At 46.5% G+C, this 20,556-nt stretch carries 18 protein-coding genes; 11 read left to right on the forward strand and 7 right to left on the reverse strand.

Going from position 1 to position 20,556, the window contains the following annotated elements; translation table 11 throughout:
• Positions 1-63: 63 nt before the first annotated feature.
• The 4 genes from L865_RS0122585 to L865_RS0122600 all read right to left on the reverse strand — a co-directional run bounded on the left by L865_RS0122585 (position 64) and on the right by L865_RS0122600 (position 6,129).
• Positions 64-3,078 carry an Lcl domain-containing protein gene (locus tag L865_RS0122585; RefSeq protein ID WP_028775294.1) on the reverse strand — a complete coding sequence of 1,005 codons (3,015 nt, stop codon included), beginning with the start codon at positions 3,076-3,078 and terminating at the stop codon, positions 64-66.
• Between the two features lie 72 nt (positions 3,079-3,150).
• Positions 3,151-4,542 (reverse strand): sensor histidine kinase, encoded by a 1,392-nt coding sequence (locus tag L865_RS0122590; protein WP_028775295.1) that lies wholly within the window; start codon positions 4,540-4,542, stop codon positions 3,151-3,153.
• A complete protein-coding gene (locus L865_RS0122595; protein ID WP_028775296.1) occupies positions 4,539-5,219 on the reverse strand; it encodes a response regulator transcription factor in 681 nt (226 codons plus the stop codon). Before L865_RS0122595 ends, L865_RS0122590 begins: the two co-directional genes overlap by 4 nt.
• 304 nt (positions 5,220-5,523) lie before the next feature.
• Positions 5,524-6,129: a short chain dehydrogenase gene (locus tag L865_RS0122600; protein WP_028775297.1), complete on the reverse strand. Its 606-nt coding sequence runs from the start codon at positions 6,127-6,129 to the stop codon at positions 5,524-5,526.
• A 156-nt stretch (positions 6,130-6,285) separates the two neighbouring features.
• Between L865_RS0122600 and L865_RS0122605 the strand changes: the two genes are divergently transcribed.
• Positions 6,286-7,182: a LysR family transcriptional regulator gene (locus L865_RS0122605; RefSeq protein WP_028775298.1), complete on the forward strand. Its 897-nt coding sequence runs from the start codon at positions 6,286-6,288 to the stop codon at positions 7,180-7,182.
• Between the two features lie 12 nt (positions 7,183-7,194).
• Here L865_RS0122605 and L865_RS0122610 read toward each other — a convergent pair whose 3' ends face one another.
• Both L865_RS0122610 and L865_RS0122615 read right to left on the reverse strand, forming a co-directional pair.
• Positions 7,195-7,839: a DsbA family oxidoreductase gene (locus L865_RS0122610; RefSeq protein ID WP_028775299.1), complete on the reverse strand. Its 645-nt coding sequence runs from the start codon at positions 7,837-7,839 to the stop codon at positions 7,195-7,197.
• A gap of 76 nt (positions 7,840-7,915) precedes the next feature.
• Positions 7,916-8,464, reverse strand: coding sequence for a carboxymuconolactone decarboxylase family protein (locus L865_RS0122615; protein ID WP_028775300.1), 549 nt, complete (start codon positions 8,462-8,464; stop codon positions 7,916-7,918).
• A gap of 305 nt (positions 8,465-8,769) precedes the next feature.
• Here L865_RS0122615 and L865_RS0122620 point away from each other — a divergent pair, with 305 nt between their 5' ends.
• From L865_RS0122620 to L865_RS0122660, 10 genes are all read left to right on the forward strand, one after another.
• Positions 8,770-9,354, forward strand: coding sequence for a TetR/AcrR family transcriptional regulator (locus tag L865_RS0122620; protein ID WP_028775301.1), 585 nt, complete (start codon positions 8,770-8,772; stop codon positions 9,352-9,354).
• A 21-nt stretch (positions 9,355-9,375) separates the two neighbouring features.
• Complete coding sequence (locus tag L865_RS25815; RefSeq protein WP_211237717.1) at positions 9,376-9,801, forward strand: HAD family hydrolase; 426 nt, start codon at positions 9,376-9,378, stop codon at positions 9,799-9,801.
• Between the two features lie 84 nt (positions 9,802-9,885).
• A complete protein-coding gene (locus L865_RS25820) occupies positions 9,886-10,044 on the forward strand; it encodes an HAD family hydrolase (protein WP_211237718.1) in 159 nt (52 codons plus the stop codon).
• Positions 10,045-10,710: 666 nt separating this feature from the next.
• The gene (locus tag L865_RS0122630) at positions 10,711-11,619 is read left to right on the forward strand and encodes a helix-turn-helix domain-containing protein (RefSeq protein WP_037471806.1); all 909 of its coding nucleotides are present in this window, start codon (positions 10,711-10,713) and stop codon (positions 11,617-11,619) included.
• A gap of 165 nt (positions 11,620-11,784) precedes the next feature.
• Positions 11,785-13,959: a TonB-dependent siderophore receptor gene (locus tag L865_RS0122635; protein ID WP_028775303.1), complete on the forward strand. Its 2,175-nt coding sequence runs from the start codon at positions 11,785-11,787 to the stop codon at positions 13,957-13,959.
• A gap of 51 nt (positions 13,960-14,010) precedes the next feature.
• Positions 14,011-14,718, forward strand: a complete 708-nt coding sequence (locus L865_RS0122640; RefSeq protein WP_028775304.1) for a siderophore ferric iron reductase — start codon at positions 14,011-14,013, stop codon at positions 14,716-14,718.
• 10 nt (positions 14,719-14,728) lie between these two features.
• A complete protein-coding gene (locus tag L865_RS0122645) occupies positions 14,729-15,496 on the forward strand; it encodes an ABC transporter ATP-binding protein (protein ID WP_028775305.1) in 768 nt (255 codons plus the stop codon).
• On the forward strand, positions 15,490-16,449 hold the full coding sequence (locus L865_RS0122650; protein ID WP_028775306.1) for an ABC transporter substrate-binding protein: 960 nt from the start codon (positions 15,490-15,492) through the stop codon (positions 16,447-16,449). Before L865_RS0122645 ends, L865_RS0122650 begins: the two co-directional genes overlap by 7 nt.
• Positions 16,446-18,452, forward strand: coding sequence for a Fe(3+)-hydroxamate ABC transporter permease FhuB (fhuB, locus tag L865_RS0122655; protein WP_245608482.1), 2,007 nt, complete (start codon positions 16,446-16,448; stop codon positions 18,450-18,452). Before L865_RS0122650 ends, fhuB begins: the two co-directional genes overlap by 4 nt.
• A 39-nt stretch (positions 18,453-18,491) precedes the next feature.
• Entirely contained in the window at positions 18,492-18,803 is a 312-nt protein-coding gene (locus L865_RS0122660; protein WP_028775308.1) for an NIPSNAP family protein, read from the forward strand.
• Between the two features lie 37 nt (positions 18,804-18,840).
• Here L865_RS0122660 and L865_RS24420 read toward each other — a convergent pair whose 3' ends face one another.
• Positions 18,841-20,490, reverse strand: coding sequence for a BamA/TamA family outer membrane protein (locus tag L865_RS24420; protein ID WP_372847443.1), 1,650 nt, complete (start codon positions 20,488-20,490; stop codon positions 18,841-18,843).
• Positions 20,491-20,556: the final 66 nt, after the last annotated feature.

Below are 20,556 nucleotides of genomic sequence, written 5' to 3' on the forward strand. Positions count from 1 at the left end.
TTGTTGAAGTGTAAGGATGACTTCATGTACTAAAGTACTTAAAAAGCTAAATGCGCCAAAGCATTAATGCTTTATGCCATCACTGTCCTCACCGATTAATATCAAATTAGGGTTGTCAGCATAATCAGGGTGTTGTTGCCAATTGCTGCTATCGATAATCCATGGTTGTAAACAGGCTCTATCGGTCACACAGGGGTCGGTTAGCGCCTCCATAAATTCAACGACTTTATCGGATTGCTCAATATTGATATCGATTTCTGGTGCTGGCGAATGGGATGTTGATTCATCAAAGCTTTGACGGAACAAGAAGCGTGTATTTTCAAATGCGTATGGGTTCATATTGTAGTAAACCTGCTCACAACTTTCACCATACTTGTTCATTAAGTCGACTACAGAGGTTAGCTGGCAATAATCGGCATTATTGAGCTCATTAAATTGTGAGTCGGCATTGAGTATTGAGCTAATGCCTAACAGGTCATTCATGGCACCACCTGGGTTACCATAAACATCCATGACTTGAGCTAATGTAGATAGAGCGCCGTTATGCATATACGGCCCAGTGACCGCAATGTTCAGTAATGGCGAGGTGCGAAAATGATAAGCATCGCCTATATCACCTGTAATATTTTGGCGTCCAAAGTCGCTGTCGATGACAAACTGATTGCTATCACCATTACCCGGGCCGACTTGGCCTAGACCGATGGTGTGGAATTTACCGTCAGTAAACGCATCTCCAGTATGGCATTGGCTGCAAGCTGCGCCACCTTCGTCACCTGCTGTCATGAACAATACTGCACCGACTTTTTGATTAAAGCTGAGACTATCGATGTTGTTATTGGCTTCACCACGCAGCGCTGCGACATACTCTTTCCATGGGTTGTTAGCAAAAACCATGGACTCTTCAAAGGCGGCCAGGGCTTCAGCAATACGATCAAATGTCACCGTGTTATTGCCATAGGCGGCTAGAAATAGTGCTTCCCATTCTGCATGACCTTCAAAGCGAGCTGTTAACATCGAACGATATGCTTGATGACTGTCACCTAGCGGCTCGTCGCCACGCATTTCGTTATGGGTAATAGTAGGGAAACGAGATTGTGCATTGGCCAATGATGCACCTAACGGGATGTTACTATCTGCGCTGCTGAAATTAGCGGAGTCAGGGGTGATGATGCCAGCATCAGTACCACGGGCATTCGGTGTACCGCTGATGCTTTCGATACGGCCATCCCAAAACAGCCCTCGATCTAACAGACCCAGATTAAACACGGTTGGCGCATTGCGACCTATCACAGGGTAACCCGCAAGTTCATCACTATCACTGCCGTTAAAGTATCGACCTGAACCGAGTAAGTTAGGCGCAAAGTCGTGAAATACATCAACGGCATCGTAACCCACTGGCCATGATAAATTGTCACCACCACCGAGCGCAGGATGATGACAAGAGGCGCAGGCGGTATCGTATTCACCGCTTAATCGTTTTGAATAAAACAGCGCTTTACCTAACTGGGCTTTAGCATCATTAATATCAAGTAAATTGCGACCTGTTGTAGGATCACCCGTTAATCCTTGCTCATTAATAAGCACTTGAGCATGCACATCTACTGGCGCAACATCACCTTCGATAGTACCTAAACCGTCATCAAAGGTTATCGCTTCGCCATCTTGAATATCAATAGCTGCCAGTTGTGAGTCTGCCGTACCAGCCCGCACCACTCTGACTAACATATTATCACTTCGCCCTTTAAACCAATTTAACCCAGTTTTAAAATTGATAAACCATGAGTCTTGTGAGAACTCGATCATAGGCGATGAGGTCCAGGTGTAATCATTGGTGGTTGAAGGGAAAATGGTGAGGTTAATAGCGGGGGAGACAGCACTAAAATCTACCAGTGAAAATAACTCTTTATTATTGGGTAAACGCCAATCGCTGTAACCTGCCAGTTGAGTATTTTGGGCGTACTCAAGTGCTACGCCCCAGTCCATCGCTTCTGCTGAGCCACTATCACAGTTAAGCCCATCAAGACCGGCAACACATTGTGCCCACATTAGGCCAGTGGCTAAGTCAGTAACGGTACCGTCATCATGTATTGTGTAACGTTCATCTGGGGTTTGCTGCGCACTATTAGTGGTGGCGATTGGGTCAATCACTCGCACTAAGCGTAATGCTGCTGGTTGGTAACGCTGAATATTTTTGTTATTGCCGAATACGAATTGAAACGCCCATGCGTAAAACGCTTGATGTTCGCCGGAATAAGGCACCGAACTCCAATAAAAGTCGCTAACCGTATTGGGAAAATATTGCCCGTCAATTTTAGACGCAAGATTGCCATTACTATTGGTAAAGGTGGAACCGAAATGGGCAATTGACATTAACTGATGATTACTCGGTGCTCGCCAGTCACTGTAGCCACAAAGGTTAGCTTCATTGGTACCAATGATTAAACTGTTCCAATCATCATAGTAATCCCCTTGACGTTCGGGGTGATCTCTTTCGAGCGCTGTCAGTCCTCCCCAGCGGTAGGTTTTATTGGCATCGTGAATGCCGCCATCCTGAGTTTTTACCTCCCACATTAAGCCTGTGCGATTATCTCTAACACATGCCCAAGGCGCGGTTTGATAGTCACCACTGCCGTTATATTCACTACCATCTGCATTGATACGGGTAAAATCAAAACCACTTTGACTCGCACTAGCACTTCGGCCTTGATTGCAATCTTGAGCGAGCGCTGTGTTATCACTTGCTGTGAGTGTCGTACTGCAGTCAAAACCATTTCGGTTGTAGTCTGCACCAAAGGTAATGCCGGTATCGTTAAGGGCTGCTGTACCGAGATTGAAACTCACTGGTGGTGTTTCACCGTCTTCACCGCTACCGTCATCATCTTCACCGCCACCGGTATCGTCGCCTCCACTATTCTCATCGTTACCAGAACCGCCGCCGTTATCGATAGGAGTGTCGCTAATATCTGTTTCATCTTGATGGCTATCCGTGCTATCGCTGCCGCAACCCAATAACATGAGACTGAGTAACATTGAGCAAAGTATACGCAGCGTGTGGTTTGTTTTTAGTTTAATTATCACTGTGTTTCCCTTATGAGTTGTTCATACAGGGGTAGCATAATTAACTAAAGATGAGCAGAAGATGAGCGAGTGTTATTTACTGTAGTTAAGTGACATGTGTAACTGCTGTTCACTAAGCCTGGCGTGCAACTCAAGAGATAAGGCCTGGGCAGCACTATGGGCAATAGATAGGCCTAATCCTACATGTTGGTTATCTGTTCTTGCTTTGTCTTTTCGCCAGAGGCGATCAAACATGGTTGTTAAGTCATCTTGAGCGAGATGAGGTGCATGGTTGCTGATTCGAATGACTGATTGTTGGCTTTCACTGTCAATAATGACGCGACTATTTACCGGTGCATAGGCGATGGCGTTGCTGATTAGATTTGAGAAAATAACGCGCAATAGACGAGGGTCACTCACTATGTATTGATCTTGAGAGACTAATTGACTGATGGTGATATTTCGCTGCTGCATTTGGGTGGTCTGCAATGATAAACACTCTTCAATGAGTCTTGTTATATTGACTTGTTCCAGTAATGTTTCAGCGCTTGAGTTTTCGATTCGTGCTAACGACAACAAGCTATCAATGGTTTGCTGTAATTGAGCCGATGACTCAGCAATATACTGAAAGTCTTCTGATGACGATTGCTCTGGCCATTTCAAAGCAACCTCGCTGGTGGTTCGCATTGCCGCCAATGGGGTGCGTAGCTCGTGGGCTAAATCATTATTAAATTGACGCTCTCTGGCAAAGCTTTGTTCTAACCTTGCGAGCAGTTGGTTAAGCCTGTCGACTAATGGGCTGATCTCAGAAGGGACGTTGGTTGCAATTAGTCGATTGTGCAACGAACCCGCTTCCACTTTGGCAACCTGTTCAGACAAGTTTTGTATTGGTGTTAATGCTTTACGAATAGCAAATACCAACATGGCTGATAATAAGATGCAAAAAAATAACCCGCCGCCAATCAATTGCAGTGCATAAGAGGACAGCTGCTGATTCATCTCTTCTCGGTTTATGGCCACAGATATGTTTACTGCTGGTTTTCTTGGGCCACCTTGAACAGCAAATGAATACACACGAATAGCATCGCCGTTACTTAGCTGGCTGTTATATTCGAGATCATCTGAGTGAACGGTTTGTTGTAAACTGCTGGGTGCAGGCAGTTGATAGTCACCAAGACTGCTGGACTTACGCAGCGTTTGACCTTGCTTGTTCCAAGATTGTAGATAGTAATTGCTATTTTCATTGTCGAGTTTTGACATGATATTAGCGCTAAAATCTTGATTTAACGCCGCAGGTGGAGTGAACCGGTTAGGCGGCCTTTTTAGCGTGAGTTTTATGATGCGAGCAAATTCATTCAACTCATTAGTGAGGCTGGCATTCAATCGACGTTGCTCAGAAAGGTACAGAGCAGATATCGCTAATATGGCGATGATCACAAAGCAGGGAACTAGCCAAAATAGTAACTTGGCGCGAATGCTGGTCATGGTTTCTCTGCACTGATCATGTAGCCCATTCCTCTACGTGTGTGGATAAGTGGGGCGCTGTTACTTGATACGTTAATCGCTTTTCGCAAGGCGCAAACAGCGGTATCCACCACATTGCTGGTAGGTGAGACTTGCTCGTCATAGATATGTTGTTCTATTTGAGTTCGAGAAATAACCCTATCGGTGTTCAGCATCAAATATTCCAATAAAGCAAATAACTGCGATGGTAATGATATCGATTGTTGTGCTCGCATTACGGTTTTCGCAGAACGGTCCAACTCTAAATCGGCGACAACAAGTTTTGGCGAGCGGTTTTGGTACTTACGCCTTGCTAGGGCCTCGACACGTGCGATGAGCTCTTCAATGGCAAAGGATTTGACTAGGTAATCATCGGCACCCAAGCGCAAACCTGCAACACGATCTTCAATGGCGTCTTTAGCGGTAAGGAATAGAACGGGAGATTCATTATTGGCTTCGCGTAACTGCTTTAGCACGTCTCGGCCATCTAAACTTGGCAGCATAATATCGAGAATAATGACATCGTAATCGTGCTCAAGCGCCATCCATAAACCTTCTTGGCCATCACCCGTGGCATCAACGGCAAAACCCGATGCTTTAAGCGCTTTGATCACAGGTCGACGTAAGGCTTCTGAGTCCTCGACCAATAATAATTTCATATTACATTCTCTTATTGATGATAAGTGACATTAATTAAGTCAATCACTTACGCCTTTGTTTGTTACCACAATGTTTGAGCAGGGGTGATTATAATCAATATACTAAAGGTAACATGAGCAGAAGGTGAGCACAGAATAATATTGCTTAATTAACTTGCTAAAATATGCCTGAAAAACAGGTGAGATAAGCATCTATCGTTAGTTTACAATGTGTATCGCCCCACTAGGCTGACTTGATTCAGCCTAGTGGGGCGATGATTTTGATTGTGATGGGTTTGATTAAGAGTCTGCGTCCAAACTCGGGTTAAGCATCGACATATAATACTTCGCCGTTTATGAACCCATCGACAGCGCGTTCAAATGCTTTGCCTACTAATGCACTGGGCACCGGTTGAAATCCGGGCATCATTTCACCATACACGTGCCAGGCTTCAGCTAGCACAGTAGGATTAACCACATTAATTCGAGTATTTCTCGGCATCTCATAGGCCACACATTTTACAAAGGTATCGATTGCGCCACTGGTTGTGGCATCGGCAATGGCGTATGGAATTGGCTTAATATTCAAAATGCCGCTGACTAGGGTGAAAGAGCCATTGTCTGCAATGTATTCTTGACCAATACGAACTAAGTTTATTTGCCCCATCATCTTGCTCATCACCGTCGTCATCCACTGTGCTTGGGTCATGTCGGCAAAGCTGGCGTATTCACAAAAACCGACAGTATTTACTACTGCATCAAAGTATCCGACTTGTTCGAACAAAGTACGTATAGAGTTTTCATCGGTAATGTCGACAATATAGTCGACTGAGCCTGAACGTCCGGCAGTAATCACCTTGTGATTACTTAATCCTGTTAGGGCCGCTTGCCCCATTTTTCCTAGCGCACCAATTACAATGATGGTTTTCATGTGTATCTCCAGTTGTCTTATTTCGATGCCTGCTATGATAGGAGTTTGTTTAAACAAATAGAAACAACGAAAACTTGTAAGTGATACAATTAAATTTGGTTAAGTGGTTGGTAAAAATGAGTCGTCACTCTTTAGACTTAATGCGGAGCGCCATTGATGAGCAAACTCGATAGGTTAGACATAAAGCAACTGCGGGTGTTTCAAGCATTAATGCGCGAGCAAAGCGCCTCAAAGGCCGCTATGCAATTGGGTTTAACTCAGCAAGCTGTCAGTGAACAGTTGAAAAAGCTGCGTGATGTTTTCGATGACCGATTGTTTCTAAGAAAAACCAGTGGTTTTGTCCCCACGCCTTATGCTGAAATTTTATCAGTTGAAATTGACCGCTTGCTCAGGGATTTTCAGACATTACTGTCGCCACAACAATTCGACCCCAAAACCACACAAGGCACCTATGTGATTGCGGCAACAGATTATGCACAACAGGTGGTGCTGCCTGATCTACTTGCTATCCTAAGGCTGCAAGCGCCACTGCTTAAGGTAATTATTAGAGATTTTGAAATCGATAAAATTCATCAGTGGATGGAAAGTGGTAGGGTGAATCTCGCGTTGGCTTTTCCCGATTTTATGCCAAGTAATTATGCGGTGGTTAAGTTGTTTGAAGAGCACCATGTTTGTGTGACATCTCGTAGCTCATCTATTGCAAAACACCCTTCGCTGGCAGAAGTCGCCGCGCATCCAAGTATTATTGCGTCTCCTTCGCGCCCCAATTTTAAGGGATCTATCGACCAATGGTTTAAACAGTTTGGCCTAGAGCGCAATGTGGTGATTTCTGCCCCCTGTTTTTCGGTGGTGCCTTTGTACCTACAAACCACCGATGCAATTGCTTTTTTGCCATCAAAAGCAATTGCCGGACTTGATTTAACGACCATAGAGCTTGAACAAGCGCCGCAGCCCTTCGATGTTATTGCCGCATGGTATCCACGTTATAACGACGATGCGTTGCAGAAGTGGATGGTATCAAAACTGCGGGCACTATACGTTAAAGCAGCATAGCCTGAGTTAAAATTAAGCTTGCTGCAGCTCAAGCAGTATTTGCTTAAAGGTGGCTTGCGGTTGTGCTCCGGTGACAGCACTATTGCGATTGAACACCACGGTGGGGACACCAGAGATTCCCATCTGTTGCCATTGGCCGATTTTGGCTTTGATCTGCCGGCGTGCCTGAGTGTCAGCCAGTAGCTCAGCTGCTTGTTCGCGGTTAATACCCACCGCTACAGCCTCATTGATTAAGACCTTTCTGTCCGACACATCCTTTTTCTCAGAAAAGTAGGCTGAGAATAAACGTAGTTTAAGCTGAGTTTGTAGTCCCATTTGTTGTGCCAGCTCAAGTAGCACGTGGGCATCAAGTGTATTGACGATGTGCATATCATCATAAAAATTAAATTCGAAACCGTAGTCAGCACCCCGTTGAGTGATAGCGGCGCGTGCATTGTCGCTATCTTCGCGGTTAGAACCATATTTTCTGGCTAGGTGAGCGCGTAACTCTTCGCCCTGTGCCGGCATATCTGGATTGAGCTCAAACGGTTGCCACTCAATCTCAACCTGATCTTCTAGGCCAAGTTCTGCAATGGCTGCTTCGAGGTGTTTGTAACCGACAATGCACCACGGGCACACAACATCGGAAATGATGTCTAACTTGATCTTGTTACTCATTATTCTTCCATCAGGTGTAGATGACGTGTTGAACAAAACCAGTCTACGGGGTGAGTAGACTGGCTCACAAACAAAGTTATTTGTTCCAAGTAAACTCGGCAAACAAGGGGTCGACAGGGGTTTTGGCAACGTGATTAACATAGTTGCTGATCACTTTTTGTGATAGCCCTAGAATCACCTCAATCACTTGTTGCTGGCCGTAACCTGCTGCGAAAAATGCTGCTAATTGTTCATCGCTTACATTGCCGCGCTCGCGCACCATAGCAAGGGTGAAATCATGCAATGCTTGCAGTTTAGCCGTTGGCATTGATGTTTGATTACGCAGTGCTTCGGTAATTGCTGGATCAACTTTCATTGAATGCGCAATGGCTGTATGGGCTGGAACACAGAAGTGACACTCGTGCTCGACATTGATGGTTTGCCATACCACAGTCAGCTCTTCTGCATCGAATGAGGTTGCGGTAAATAATTGATGCAGTTGCTGGTAGGCTTTTAAGGTTTCAGGCGATTGAGCCATCACCGCGTACAAACCCGGTATGCTGCCCATCTGTTTTATGGCGCCCTCTAACATAGGCTTACTTTCAGCTGGCGCGGTGTCTACGGTGTGAAAGGTAAATTTGCTCATCATATGCTCCAATGGTTTGCTTATCTGCATCTGGTTTAAATGAAGGCAGGTCGACAGCCCTCGTTGATGCAATAGACTATAGATTTATTTGAACGATCGTTCAAGCTTTATTTTGAACAGTCGTTCAATTGAGTGCTATCTTAATATTTAAGATCTTGATCTTCATGCAATAAAGTCACTATTTATTTTTTATATGGTCTTTTTTTGCTGTGATCAAATGGCAGCGGCGTCACTTTAGTCTTTACCTTAAGAAAGCTAAAAACTATAATTGAACGAATGTTCAACGATGGTGATAGGCTCGATAAATGGCAAAAGTGGCAAAATATGATCGTCAACAGGTTGTAGACAAAGCGACCAACCTCTATTGGCAAAAGGGGTTTCATGCGACGTCGATGCGCAATCTTCAAGATGTCATTGATATGCGCCCAGGCAGCATTTATGCCGCATTTGGTAGCAAAGATGGCCTGTTTAAAGCCACCTTACGCAACTATACCGATATGGGGCTCGCTCATATTGAAGCATGTCGTCAGCAACATGATTCGCCAATTATGGCGTTAAAAGCATTTGTTAAAGCACAAGTCATTGATACGCAATCCACGGCCCCCAATGGCATGTGCATGCTATCTAAAACACTGAGTGAGCTGACTGAAGAAAATCAGCCATTGATTGAGACTACCAAAGCGCATTTGGGAGAGATCGCCGCCGAGTTTGCAGCAATCATTGAGCAGGCTCAGGCCAAAGGCGAGATTAGTACTACTAAAACTGCCTCTGACTTGGCAAACCACGTACAGATTCAAATTGCCGGCCTGCGGACTTTTGCCAAAATGAACAGTGACCCGCAGCAACTCAATGGGATGATTGAGGATATGTTTAGCCACTACCCATTCTAAAAATAAACGTGAGGTCCAGTCATGTCTCAGCAGGTCATCTTGTTTGATATCAACGAAACCGTGTTAGATCTGGCCAGTTTGAAACCCAAGTTTCAGCACTATTTTGGCGATGAGTTACATATGAGCACCTGGTTTGCCATGCTGTTACACTCCTCAACAGTATGTGTGACCACATCGGTACGTAGTGACTTTAAGGGCTTAGCCAGAGCAGCTTTACTTAGCCTAGCGGGTCGCGTGCAAGTCTCATTAAGCTCGGAAAGTATTGACGAGATCCTGGCAACTTTTGCTCAGCTTGCAGCTCATGATGACATCGTTCCCGCTATGCAAAAATTGCGACAAGCCGGTTTTAAATTAGTGGCGCTGTCGAATTCATCATTGGCGCTACTCAACGCGCAACTCACCAATGCCGGCATCATAACCTTATTCGATGAGGTCATTTCCGTCTAAACCGCTGCGACTTTTAAACCTGCTGCAGCGGCCTATCAATTGGCACTGAGTCAGCTTAGTGTACCAGCCCATCAGGCAAGGCTGGTGGCAGCGCATGACTGGGATACCCATGGTGCGCTGTGTGCGGGGCTGCATGGTGCGTTTGTCGATAGGTTAGCGAGCCCTTATCATCCGCTGTACAAAAAGCCCGATATTATGGCGCGCTCTATGATTGAAGTGGCTGATCAGATCATTAAGCTATAGTTATTCTTAGCTAGGCTTTAAACGCTACCATCTTGATTGCTACATCTGGTTAACATTTGCGTATCATTACACCCAGTTGACATTTGCTTACATTCACAACGCTATCATAGACACATTGATTGCAGCCAATTGCGTAATGCCGAGCACATTGGCTCCGCCCAGAACGGTAATACCAATCAGTATAAGAATTTGATCTACTCAGCGCGCTTTAGGCAAACTAATTCAAGGCGAATGATTGAAACAATGGTTGTTCCCTTGTGAGGTTATTCAACGAAGAAATAGGCAGCCCAAAACGCGCCAGGATGGCGAGTTTTAGCGATTCTGATGCTATGTTAACGAGCTTAACCATAGAATGACTATGCTCTTCACTCGTTGCAAACCACATGGATGTGGTGAATGTCATTAATGCACGACTATAGGGATATAGGAGGTAGGGTAACGCAGGAGCAGTTACCGAGGAGCATTTAAGGACCTTGCCTCAGAAGCGCTAAACTCTCGCTGAGTGACCCGTTTGTGGCACCCTAATCGATAGCGGTCAGCTCGTGAATAGTTTATTGAACAAGTGGCGGCTGATACTAAAATGGATAACAGTGAACTGGCTGCGTGACTTGCTATAAATTTTATATCGCGTAGCTTATCAACAATATCACTAGTAAAGAGAGCATCATGTCACGCCAAAGTCCTTTCACTCGAACAGAGCGAGTGTTGGCCTATATCCATGATAATTTGGAGCAAGCATTAGCTTTAGATGATTTAGCTGAGGTTTGTGGCGTGTCTCGTTGGCAGTTGCAGCGTATTTTTCAACAGCAAACAGGCCTTAATGTTGCACAGTATGTTCGTGAGCTGAAATTGAGCCTAGCAGCTGATGCCGTATTGCAAAGTGATGCCCGTATGCTAGATGTTGCGCTGCAGCATGGCTTTGCCTCCGAGGTAAGTTTTAGTCGTGCTTTTAAACAGTTTTTCGGCTTAAGCCCCAGCGCTTATCGACGTCGGGGTATTCGAGTCGGGCTGCGCACGCCCATCAAGATTCGCTATGGCGAACCCATCGACAGAGCCTTTTTACATACCCGTATTGAATACCGTTCGCCGTTGCAAATCACCGGGTTATCCACCTCGCTGCAAGGGGTATTAGCTGACAACCCTGATTTTTATACCCAAGTACCGCTGACGTGGGAAAAGCTGCTGGCACAGGTGGCTAAAATTGAATCGCTCAGTGGTCAAATGATAGGTGTGGTAGATACTCGCCTCACCAATGATCAGCAGCAAAGTGTCGAATATTGGGCAGGGCTAGATCTGGTGCCCGAACAGTTAGGCTTGTTGCAAGCACAGCTTAGTGAGTCAGCGTTGGCTTCGTTGTCTATTCCGGCCCAAGAATATGCCGTAGTGTCATATCAAGGCCAGTTGAGTGGCTTTAGCCAGTTGGTTGAATGGCTGATTTGTGAATGGCTGCCAGATTCCGGCTATGACAGCGTCAATGGCTTTGAGCTTGAATGCTATGGCGAGCTGACGCTGCTCGGCCAAGAACCGAATAAAATGGAGTATTGGTTACCCGTTTCCCCCTCTACAAAACTGTGATTCCACTCGCGATTTAAGCAGCTATTTGCGACTTTCCTACTTTAATGCACCAAATTGTTAAATGTGAGCAAATGAAACAGTATACCATCTGCGCTTGATAATCATTCTCATTAGTGTTCAGGTTAAGTTAATAATCGACACGGTTACAGGGTAGAAGAGGGCGGCATGGTCTCAACAGCATTTAACAAGTCATTTAAGCTAACAGTGGTTGCGACAGCAATTAGCACGTCGTTAGTATGTTCAGCGCAGGTCGTAGCGGCTGAAAGTGATGATCTCGCCATTGAGATCCCAACAATGGAAACCATTACGGTACTGGGTCAAGCTTACCGTAATACCGCAACCAAAACCGCCCTCACACCGCAAGAAACGCCACAAGGCGTTACGGTTATTGATAGTGAGTTACTGCATGAGCGTGGTGTGAAATCTTTAAACCAAGCATTGCGCTACGTACCGGGTGTGACCACTGAGCAAAAAGGTGGCGCGGTAACTATGTATGACACCTTTAACATTCGTGGTTTTGACGTTAATCAGAGCTACTATGATGGTCTAGTACTGCAGTACCTCAATGGTTGGAACTTGCAACCGCAAATTGATCCTATCGCGTTAGAACAGGTCGAAGTTTTTAAAGGCCCAACATCGGTACTTTATGGTTCTATGCCACCAGGTGGCATGGTGAATATGATTGCGAAAACGCCACAAAGCACCAGCAGCACTGAGGTCAATGTAGCCACCGGTTCGCATAACCTAATGGAAGCGTCAATTGATACTACCGGACAAATTGGCGACAGCGATTTTTCTTATCGAGTGATTGCATTGGCGCGCAGTAAAGATGGTCAAGTGGATCATACTGAAGAGGAGCGCTTTGTATTTGCCCCGTCGATTGACTGGAATGTATCTGACAGCACCTATGTGAATTTCAACCTGTACTATCAAAAAGACCCATCAATGGGGATGAACTCATCGCTACCCGCATCGGGGATGATTTACGATAACCCTAATGGCAGCACCAGCCCATCGACCTTTGCAGGCGATAAAAACTGGTCTGAATTTGAGCGTGAGTTTGTATTAGCGGGTTATAAAATTAATCATGAATTCAATGATAACTGGTCGTTCTTGCAGAACTTCCGCTATATGGATGCGTCACTGACCCAAAAGAATACCTATCATATTGGTGATAACTTTGATCCGACCACAGGTAATCTAGATCGTAATATTTACAGCACTGAAGAAAGCTCAACCGGTTACACCATAGACAACCAATTGTCGGGCTTAGTGATGACCGGCAGCGTTGAACATAATCTATTGTTTGGTTTGGATTACCAGAAACTTGATGGGGTGTCTGCATATTCAGAGTACGGCACAACTAGCCAATTTGGGACCTTTAATATCTTTAACCCGAATAACGATATGATTGACCCATCTCAGTTGTCATCGACCTATGACGCGACTGATGATGTGCAAGTTGAGCAGTTGGGCGTGTATTTCCAAAACCAAATGCGTTTTGACCAATTAATCATGATTGTTGGCGGCCGCTGGGACGACTATAGCTCATCGAGCGACTACTCTGACGATTATGGTGCCAGTAAAACTCAGGCCGATCAGCAAGAGTTCTCTTACCGTGTGGGAGCCATGTATGAGTTTGAAAATGGTATTTCCCCCTTCATTAGCTATGCCACTAGCTTTGAACCTGTTGCAGGCACTAAAACCGACGGAACAACCTACAAGCCTGAAATGGGTGAGCAGTTTGAGTTCGGTTTAAAATATAGCTCTGATGATGCCAGTAAAACGGCAGCGATTTCATTTTTCAACATTGTTAAAAGTGACGCGCTGATGGCCAACCCTGATGATCCTTGGGGTGACAAGCTACAAATTGGTGAAATCGAATCCCGTGGCGCTGAGTTTGAAGGCCATTGGTTTGTGACCGATAACTTTGATGTCGCACTGAACTATACCTACATCGATATGGAAATTACTAAAGATGCCGGCAATGGTTTACAAGGTACACAACCTATTTATGTGCCTAAACATGCCGCGTCACTATGGACTAACTATCACATCGATGACGGTGCACTAGCCGGTATGCGCATTGGTGGCGGCGTTCGCTATGTGGGTGAAATGCAGATGGATGCAATGAACACCGACACAGTTGAGTCGTACACTTTAGTTGACCTCTCTGTGGGATACGATCTGAGCGAACTCAGTGCCAGCTTGCTTGGTGCCAGCGTAAACCTTGTGGCCAACAACCTGTTCAATGAAGAGTACTATACCTGTTATGACTCAGTGAACTGCTGGTATGGCGCAGAGCGCAATATCGAACTGAACTTTAAGTATAATTTCTAAAGTGTGGTTAAGCGGTGAGTCAGGCTCACCGCTTAACCCGTTTGGTGAACTATGACACAACAGGTTATTCAGCAGATTTATCAGCACTGTGAACAACTGTCGCCCTACCTTAAGGCGATGGCAACGGCAGAACTGCAAGCGAATGACAGTCACATCAGTGTTAATGGCAGCAACGTCACGACCATTAAGTCACTGCATCATCATCTACAGCAACAAGCGCCAGAAGCGGGCCGCAGTTACTGGCTCACCAGAAGCTGGGATTTGCTGACTTGGCAACCTTTGTATCTTGCGGTTACCGCCATCTATCAATGTCAGGCTTTACCTAATTTGCAGCATATGCAGCAGCGCCATTGTGATGGTGTGGTGGCAGGTTTCAGTTTTAGCTGTACTGCCTGTGCAAGTGGCTCAGTCAAGCAACTTATTCAGCAAGCCGGGCAACAGTTGCGTGCCATGTTTGACCATTATCGAGTTGAGCTCGACCAGTCTGTGCGATGCCGACCTAAGTTTACCGATACGCTATTAGCTGATACGTTAATCAGTCGCCTATTATTGTTACAGCAAACGCATCCAGAGATGCCCACTGCTAGCTTACGTCAGCATATTGGTTGGTGGCTTGAGGCGATGTCGTTACCCCTTCGTGCGCTTGATACGGTTCACAGCAATTGTGAAGGTAAATTAGTATTGCAACGCAGCAGCTGCTGCGCGGTCTATAAAACCCAAACTGGAAGTAAATGTGCCAATTGCCCTCGGCTCAAGTAAAGAGTAATACATGTATCAACTAAAAGATGTCAAAGTGATCCGCGAGCAGCGCACAATCTTAGGTATTGAGCAGCTAAATATCGATCCTCACGCGTTAACTGTGGTACTAGGACACAATGGTTCTGGTAAATCGACTTTGGTTAACTTACTTGCCAATCAATTCCAGCCCGAGCAGGGAACCGTCACCTTAGCGGACAAAACCTTGCAGCAGTACAGTGCTAAAGCACTGGCACAAACCGTGGCTTACTTGCCGCAAAAGTTGCCTGAAGTGGCGGGGTTGAATGTCGCCGAACTTGTTAGGTTAGGCCGTTTCCCGTGGCGCGGAACCTTAGGCCGTTGGCGCAAAGAAGATGAGCAAATCATCGCTGATGCAGTGGCGGAAACCGGGGTGACACAGTTTAAAGATACCTTGGCCGACCAGCTTTCAGGTGGTGAGCGCCAGCGGACTTGGGTGGCCATGCTGCTCGCTCAGCAAGCAGAACTTTTGATCCTCGATGAGCCCACTTCAGCACTGGATATTCAACACCAGTATCAGTTAATGGATTTACTCAGTCGCCTCAATAAAACCACAGGTAAAGGCGTGATTGTTATCTTGCATGATCTGAATTTAGCCTTGCGTTATGCCACCCAAATTGTGGCTTTGAAAGCGGGGAAAGTGGCTTTTCATGGCGATGTTAGTTTGCTGCAAGATGAGCAACGGCTCAGCGATTTATACGCCACACCTGTTACGCTTATCGACCATCCTCATCGACCACATAAAGTCGCGATTGTATGTTAGTACGCTGCCAACAAGCCCTGCTATTGATGAGTCTTGTGGCAATCACCTTATTGACTAATATTAGCCGCGCACAAGATGTCATCGTGGTTCAAGACAGCCAAGGCCAACATACATTCGAGCATGTACCATCACGGGTAGCAGCGCTCAACTGGGATATTGCCGAGCAAGTATTGGCACTGGGTGTCACGCCCATTGCGATGCCGGACATCGGCGAATACCGTCAATGGGTTATGAAACCAGAAGTGCCCGACAGTGTGATGGATATTGGCAGCCGTGTTGAGCCAAACTTGCAGCGTCTAGCGTCACTCAAGCCGGATGTGATTATTATTGCCTCGCCACAGTTAGACTTAATGCCGCGGCTACAGCAAATTGCGCCAGTACTGTTTTTTCAAACCTACAGCGAGCAGCATAATAACGCCCAAGCTGCAATTGATAATTTTAAGCATATCGCCACACTATTGGGCCGCCGGCAACAGGCAGAGCAACGACTGGCGCAAATGGATCAACGCTTAGCAGACTTAAAAACACAGCTCATGCAAGCCTATGCGGGCCAGCTACCAACCGTCACTACCTTTCGCTTTGCCAGTATGACCTCGGTATATCAATACGGTGATAACTCAACTGCGCAGTATGCGTTGCAGCGCTTGGGTATTGCGCCGGCAATCAAGCAAGGGCCGACCCAATGGGGCGTGAAACAGCAGCGACTGAAAAACCTTAGGCATATTGGTGAAGGGGTGGCTTTGTATTTCGAGCCCTTTGCCCAGGAGGAGCAACTGGCGGGCAGTGTGATGTGGAATGCCATGCCGTTTGTTCGGGATGGCAAAATGAGCTCAGTGGCCTCGGCGTGGAATTACGGTGGCGCGGTATCAATAGAGTATATGGCTGAGGCCTTGACCCAAAGCCTATTGGCTATTGCACCGCGTAAAACCAGTGCTACTGAGGTGACCCCATGATGGCTTCGGTGAGCTTGCGCTATCTGTTCTGCCTAGCCATCTTGTTGGTGTTCTGCGTCATATCTGCGCAAGTCGACACCCAAATTAGTTTAGCGCAGCAATGGCAGTTACTGATTCACTTCGCTGAGCGCGGCAACTTGGCTAATGACTTTGACGCTATCATGTTTGTCGAAGCGCAAATGCCGCGTATTGTGATGGCATTGATGGTGGGGGCGGTATTAGGTTTAGTCGGTAGCTTGATGCAGCAACTAACCCAAAACCCATTGGTATCACCAATGACTTTAGGTACCGCTTCCGGTGCCTGGTTGGCGTTAGTGGCGATGAATGTGTGGTTCCCAGCCTGGGTTGGCGATTACGCGCCGCTGGCGGCAACAACGGGTGCCATGCTGACCTTAGGCTTAGTGATTCTTATCGCCGGCATCAATAACTTGTCTGGTTTACCTGTGGTGCTGGCAGGTATGGCGGTTAATATCTTACTGGGCGCGGTAGCGACAGCCATTATCTTGCTTAACGATCAATACGCGAAAAACCTGTTTATTTGGGGGGCGGGTGATTTAGCACAAAACGGTTGGCAGCAAGTGCAGTGGTTATGGCCCAAGCTTATGATCGCTATTCTGATTTTTGTGTTTGCGCCGCGTATTCTAGCGTTATTACGCATGGGACAAGCCGGCGCAGCTGCCCGTGGTTTAAATATCATCCCTGCAATTTTAGGATTATTTACCTTAGGTATTTGGCTCGTGTCTGTGTCGATCACCACCGTTGGCGTGATCAGTTTTATTGGCCTATTAGCACCTAATATTGCCCGGCAATTGGGGGCTCGGACTCCCAAAGATGAGCTGCTGCTAAGTATGTTATTAGGTGCAATCGTGCTGGTGGCGACCGATGCGCTAGCAATGCTGATGAGCACGCTGACTTTCGATGTGGTGCCTTCAGGTACCGCGGCCGCCCTGATTGGCGCGCCCGCGTTAATATGGTTTACGCGACGTAAATTATCAGCGCAAGATCAGTTGTCATTTTCAATGCCTAAAAGTGCCTACCAAATGCGCGCATCCGGGGTGGTATGGATGGCTGTGGGCGTGGCGGTATTAGCAGTGGTATCGCTGCTATTTGGCCAAGCCACTATTGACGCGCATACTGTTTGGCAGTGGCAGCTACCCAGTGCTTTTGATTGGCAAATTCAATGGCCAAGGCTCACGACCAGTATCGCCGCTGGAGCTGGTTTGGCAGTGGCTGGGGTGCTGCTGCAACGTTTGATTTATAACCCATTGGCAAGCCCCGATATTCTCGGGATATCGGCCGGTGCTACCTGCGCATTGGTCGCTGGCAGTGTCTTTATTGGGTTGAATATTTTTGATGCCGCACCTTTCATTGCATTTGCGGGTAGCATGGCCGTACTCGGCCTACTGTTACTGCTTGGCAGACGGCACCAATTTGCACCATCTATGCTGATTTTAACCGGCATTGCGTTAACGGCACTCATTGAAGCCCTAGTGCAATTTGCGCTGGCGCGCGGTGATGAAACCTCTTACACCATTTTGAGTTGGTTAGCTGGGTCGACATATCGGGTCTCTAATGTGGCGTCTTTGTGGCTGCTGTTTGGCGTAGCGGGTTTAATGGCATTTGCACTGTTGACCAGCCGCTGGTTAACACTGATTTCAACGGGCCGTGATTTTGCCAAGGCGAGAGGTCTCAATGTTCCTCGCGCATTTCTTCTGCTGCTTTGCTGTGTGGCATTGCTGTGTGCATTTGTGACAGCCACGATGGGGCCTGTGGCTTTTGTGGGTTTGCTTGCGCCGCATATGGCGGTGATGCTGGGAGCGAAAAAAGCGCAGCAGCAATTACCGGTTGCAGCCTTGATGGGAGCGGGCCTGATGATTTTGTCAGACTGGATAGGGCAGAACGTGGTTTATCCGTCGCAGATTGCGGCGGGCACTGTGGTGTCTGTTGTGGGTGGCATGTACTTTATTTTACTGCTCATTAAAGGTCAGCGAGCCAGCCGATAAGCAGGTATGCTTAGGGATTATTTTAAGGAGGAAATCACTATGGTCACCTGTTATGTGCGCTACATTATAGACCCTAAAAAAATCAGCGAATTTGAAACGTATGCCAAGATGTGGATTCCGTTAGTGGAAAAGTTCGGTGGTCAGCACAATGGTTATTTTCTGCCGTCTGAAGGCGCTAATAACGTTGCGCTAGCATTGTTTACTTTTGCGAGCTTGGCGGCGTATGAAGGCTATCGCCAGCAGTCGTTAACTTGTCCAGATTGCCAGAAGGCATTTCAATTCGGCGCTGAAACCGATTGTATAGTGAGTTATGAACGCAGCTTTTTTAGGCCAGTTCTAGCGGCGAATTAGTCCATCCTTATCGACGGTTTCCCTATAAAGCTGTCGGTTAAAAATGGCGTTTGACTTGGAATTGCCACTCCCATTTATCGACATTAGGGCCGGTTCTATAAGGTACGGTAAAGTTGATATGGGCCACATTACCGTAGCTTGAACGTGATGAATAGATGCGTGCGCCAATGCCAACACTGCCAATAGGGCCGTCAATGGCATTGGTTTGATAGTTGCCGCCACTCGCTTCACCCAAATCGGTAAACACCGCCCAGCCTAAATCAGCTAATTGATAAAGATTGATATTGGGGTAGTTACGAATTTCAGTGGTGAATAGCCACTGGTTATCCCCATGTTGATAATCATTTGGGTAGCCACGCACCCCGGTTTCATCGCCAAGCGTCATGGGTTGGTCGAGGTAATTATTCTTCGAACCAGTGAGCCTGACTTTGCTATATGAGGTCCATTTAGGCGTGATGTGATAAAAATACTCCGCGCTAAACGAGGCTTTGTAGCGGTCTGCTTGGGCAGTAGCAAATACCCCCTCAGCGCTAAAAGACAGTAAAGTGAGGTGATTGTGAGCCTGATAACCGCGTGATGCGTAATAGTTGATATGATAACCGAGGGGGTCACTGTCGTTGAGATCTTGGGTTTCGATGCCAAGCTTAATAAAGTGGTGCCAGCCTAAGTTAACGTCCTCATTATGACTGATTAAGTGGATATTATTGAGCACCCTAAAATCATCATCTAGATACTCATAGGCTAACCAAGGGTAGAGAAAGTCGCGGTCTTGTGGCAATGGAGCATCAGGGTATTCGAGCACGTGGGAAAACTGATGTTTATCTTGAGTAATACCGAAAAGCAAGCGGCTGCGCGAGGTGGCATTACGGCTAATTCGTCGGCCATATTGTAGGTTTAGATAATCTATTTGATGGGCAAACTCACGGATGTCTTCACCGTTTTGTTTGATGGTATCGGTGCGTAAATTATCAATAAAATTCACCCCGTACATATCTAGGCTATCAAGGGTATAAAAGGGTTTGTTGAACAGCAGTTGGGTGGCTTGGCCATCACTGTTGTCGTGAAAATCTACCGCGACCGTTGAATGTTTGATAAACCCATCGAGTGGCGCTTCAATCGCAAATTTGTAACCGCTGCGATCGTCATCAGAAGAGTAACGCAGTCGAGTGCGGATACCGTAACCAAGCAAATTATCTTCTTTAATCCCCACCGAGAACTTACTTTCACCACCACTGTGACTCAGGCTAAAGGTTGGTAGCAGTGACCAGTTATCCCATGTCTCGACTAAAATCACTTGCTCACTGTGGTTATTTTCCTCGTTGGGATCAAGTTGGGTAAAGCTAATTTCCGCATCGCGCAGGTAAGCCTCTTTGCGCAATATGCGCTGGGCTTCTTGCAGATCTTTGACTGATACTGTGTCACCTTCGTCAAATGCCAGCTTGTTTAATATGGTGGATTCTCGGGTATTGATATGTAGGTAGTTGGCCCAGTCGTGAATAAAAAATGCATCTTCATCTGATTCATCAAAAATGGGGTTACTGACGATAACAATTTTACTGATTTTATGTTCTGAAGCTTGGTTTAGTGCGCTGGAGGTGACCGCGGTGGTGTGGGCTTGTGGTACATCGCTCCAAGCTGCGGGGCTGAGAGTGAGCAATAAAATGAACGTACCACAGCGGCTTTTCAATATAATCCAACCATCAACTTAAGGAGACATAGGCGCTAAACACGATAAATAGGTGACCTATTAATA

The sequence above is a fragment of the Shewanella waksmanii ATCC BAA-643 genome (genome assembly GCF_000518805.1).
In the GTDB taxonomy this organism is placed as follows: domain Bacteria; phylum Pseudomonadota; class Gammaproteobacteria; order Enterobacterales; family Shewanellaceae; genus Shewanella; species Shewanella waksmanii.

Bases quoted from the DNA above. Each gene is read 5' to 3' on its own strand.
- L865_RS25815 (WP_211237717.1), top strand. From the start codon at position 9,376: ATGTCTCAGCAGGTCATCTTGTTTGATATCAACGAAACCGTGTTAGAT.
- L865_RS0122610 (WP_028775299.1), bottom strand. From the start codon at position 7,839: ATGAGTAACAAGATCAAGTTAGACATCATTTCCGATGTTGTGTGCCCG.
- L865_RS0122635 (WP_028775303.1), top strand. From the start codon at position 11,785: ATGGTCTCAACAGCATTTAACAAGTCATTTAAGCTAACAGTGGTTGCG.
- L865_RS0122605 (WP_028775298.1), top strand. From the start codon at position 6,286: ATGAGCAAACTCGATAGGTTAGACATAAAGCAACTGCGGGTGTTTCAA.
- L865_RS0122590 (WP_028775295.1), bottom strand. From the start codon at position 4,542: ATGACCAGCATTCGCGCCAAGTTACTATTTTGGCTAGTTCCCTGCTTT.
- L865_RS0122620 (WP_028775301.1), top strand. From the start codon at position 8,770: ATGGCAAAAGTGGCAAAATATGATCGTCAACAGGTTGTAGACAAAGCG.
- L865_RS0122630 (WP_037471806.1), top strand. From the start codon at position 10,711: ATGTCACGCCAAAGTCCTTTCACTCGAACAGAGCGAGTGTTGGCCTAT.
- L865_RS0122615 (WP_028775300.1), bottom strand. From the start codon at position 8,464: ATGAGCAAATTTACCTTTCACACCGTAGACACCGCGCCAGCTGAAAGT.
- L865_RS0122645 (WP_028775305.1), top strand. From the start codon at position 14,729: ATGTATCAACTAAAAGATGTCAAAGTGATCCGCGAGCAGCGCACAATC.
- L865_RS0122660 (WP_028775308.1), top strand. From the start codon at position 18,492: ATGGTCACCTGTTATGTGCGCTACATTATAGACCCTAAAAAAATCAGC.
- L865_RS0122640 (WP_028775304.1), top strand. From the start codon at position 14,011: ATGACACAACAGGTTATTCAGCAGATTTATCAGCACTGTGAACAACTG.
- fhuB (WP_245608482.1), top strand. From the start codon at position 16,446: ATGATGGCTTCGGTGAGCTTGCGCTATCTGTTCTGCCTAGCCATCTTG.
- L865_RS0122600 (WP_028775297.1), bottom strand. From the start codon at position 6,129: ATGAAAACCATCATTGTAATTGGTGCGCTAGGAAAAATGGGGCAAGCG.
- L865_RS0122595 (WP_028775296.1), bottom strand. From the start codon at position 5,219: ATGAAATTATTATTGGTCGAGGACTCAGAAGCCTTACGTCGACCTGTG.
- L865_RS0122650 (WP_028775306.1), top strand. From the start codon at position 15,490: ATGTTAGTACGCTGCCAACAAGCCCTGCTATTGATGAGTCTTGTGGCA.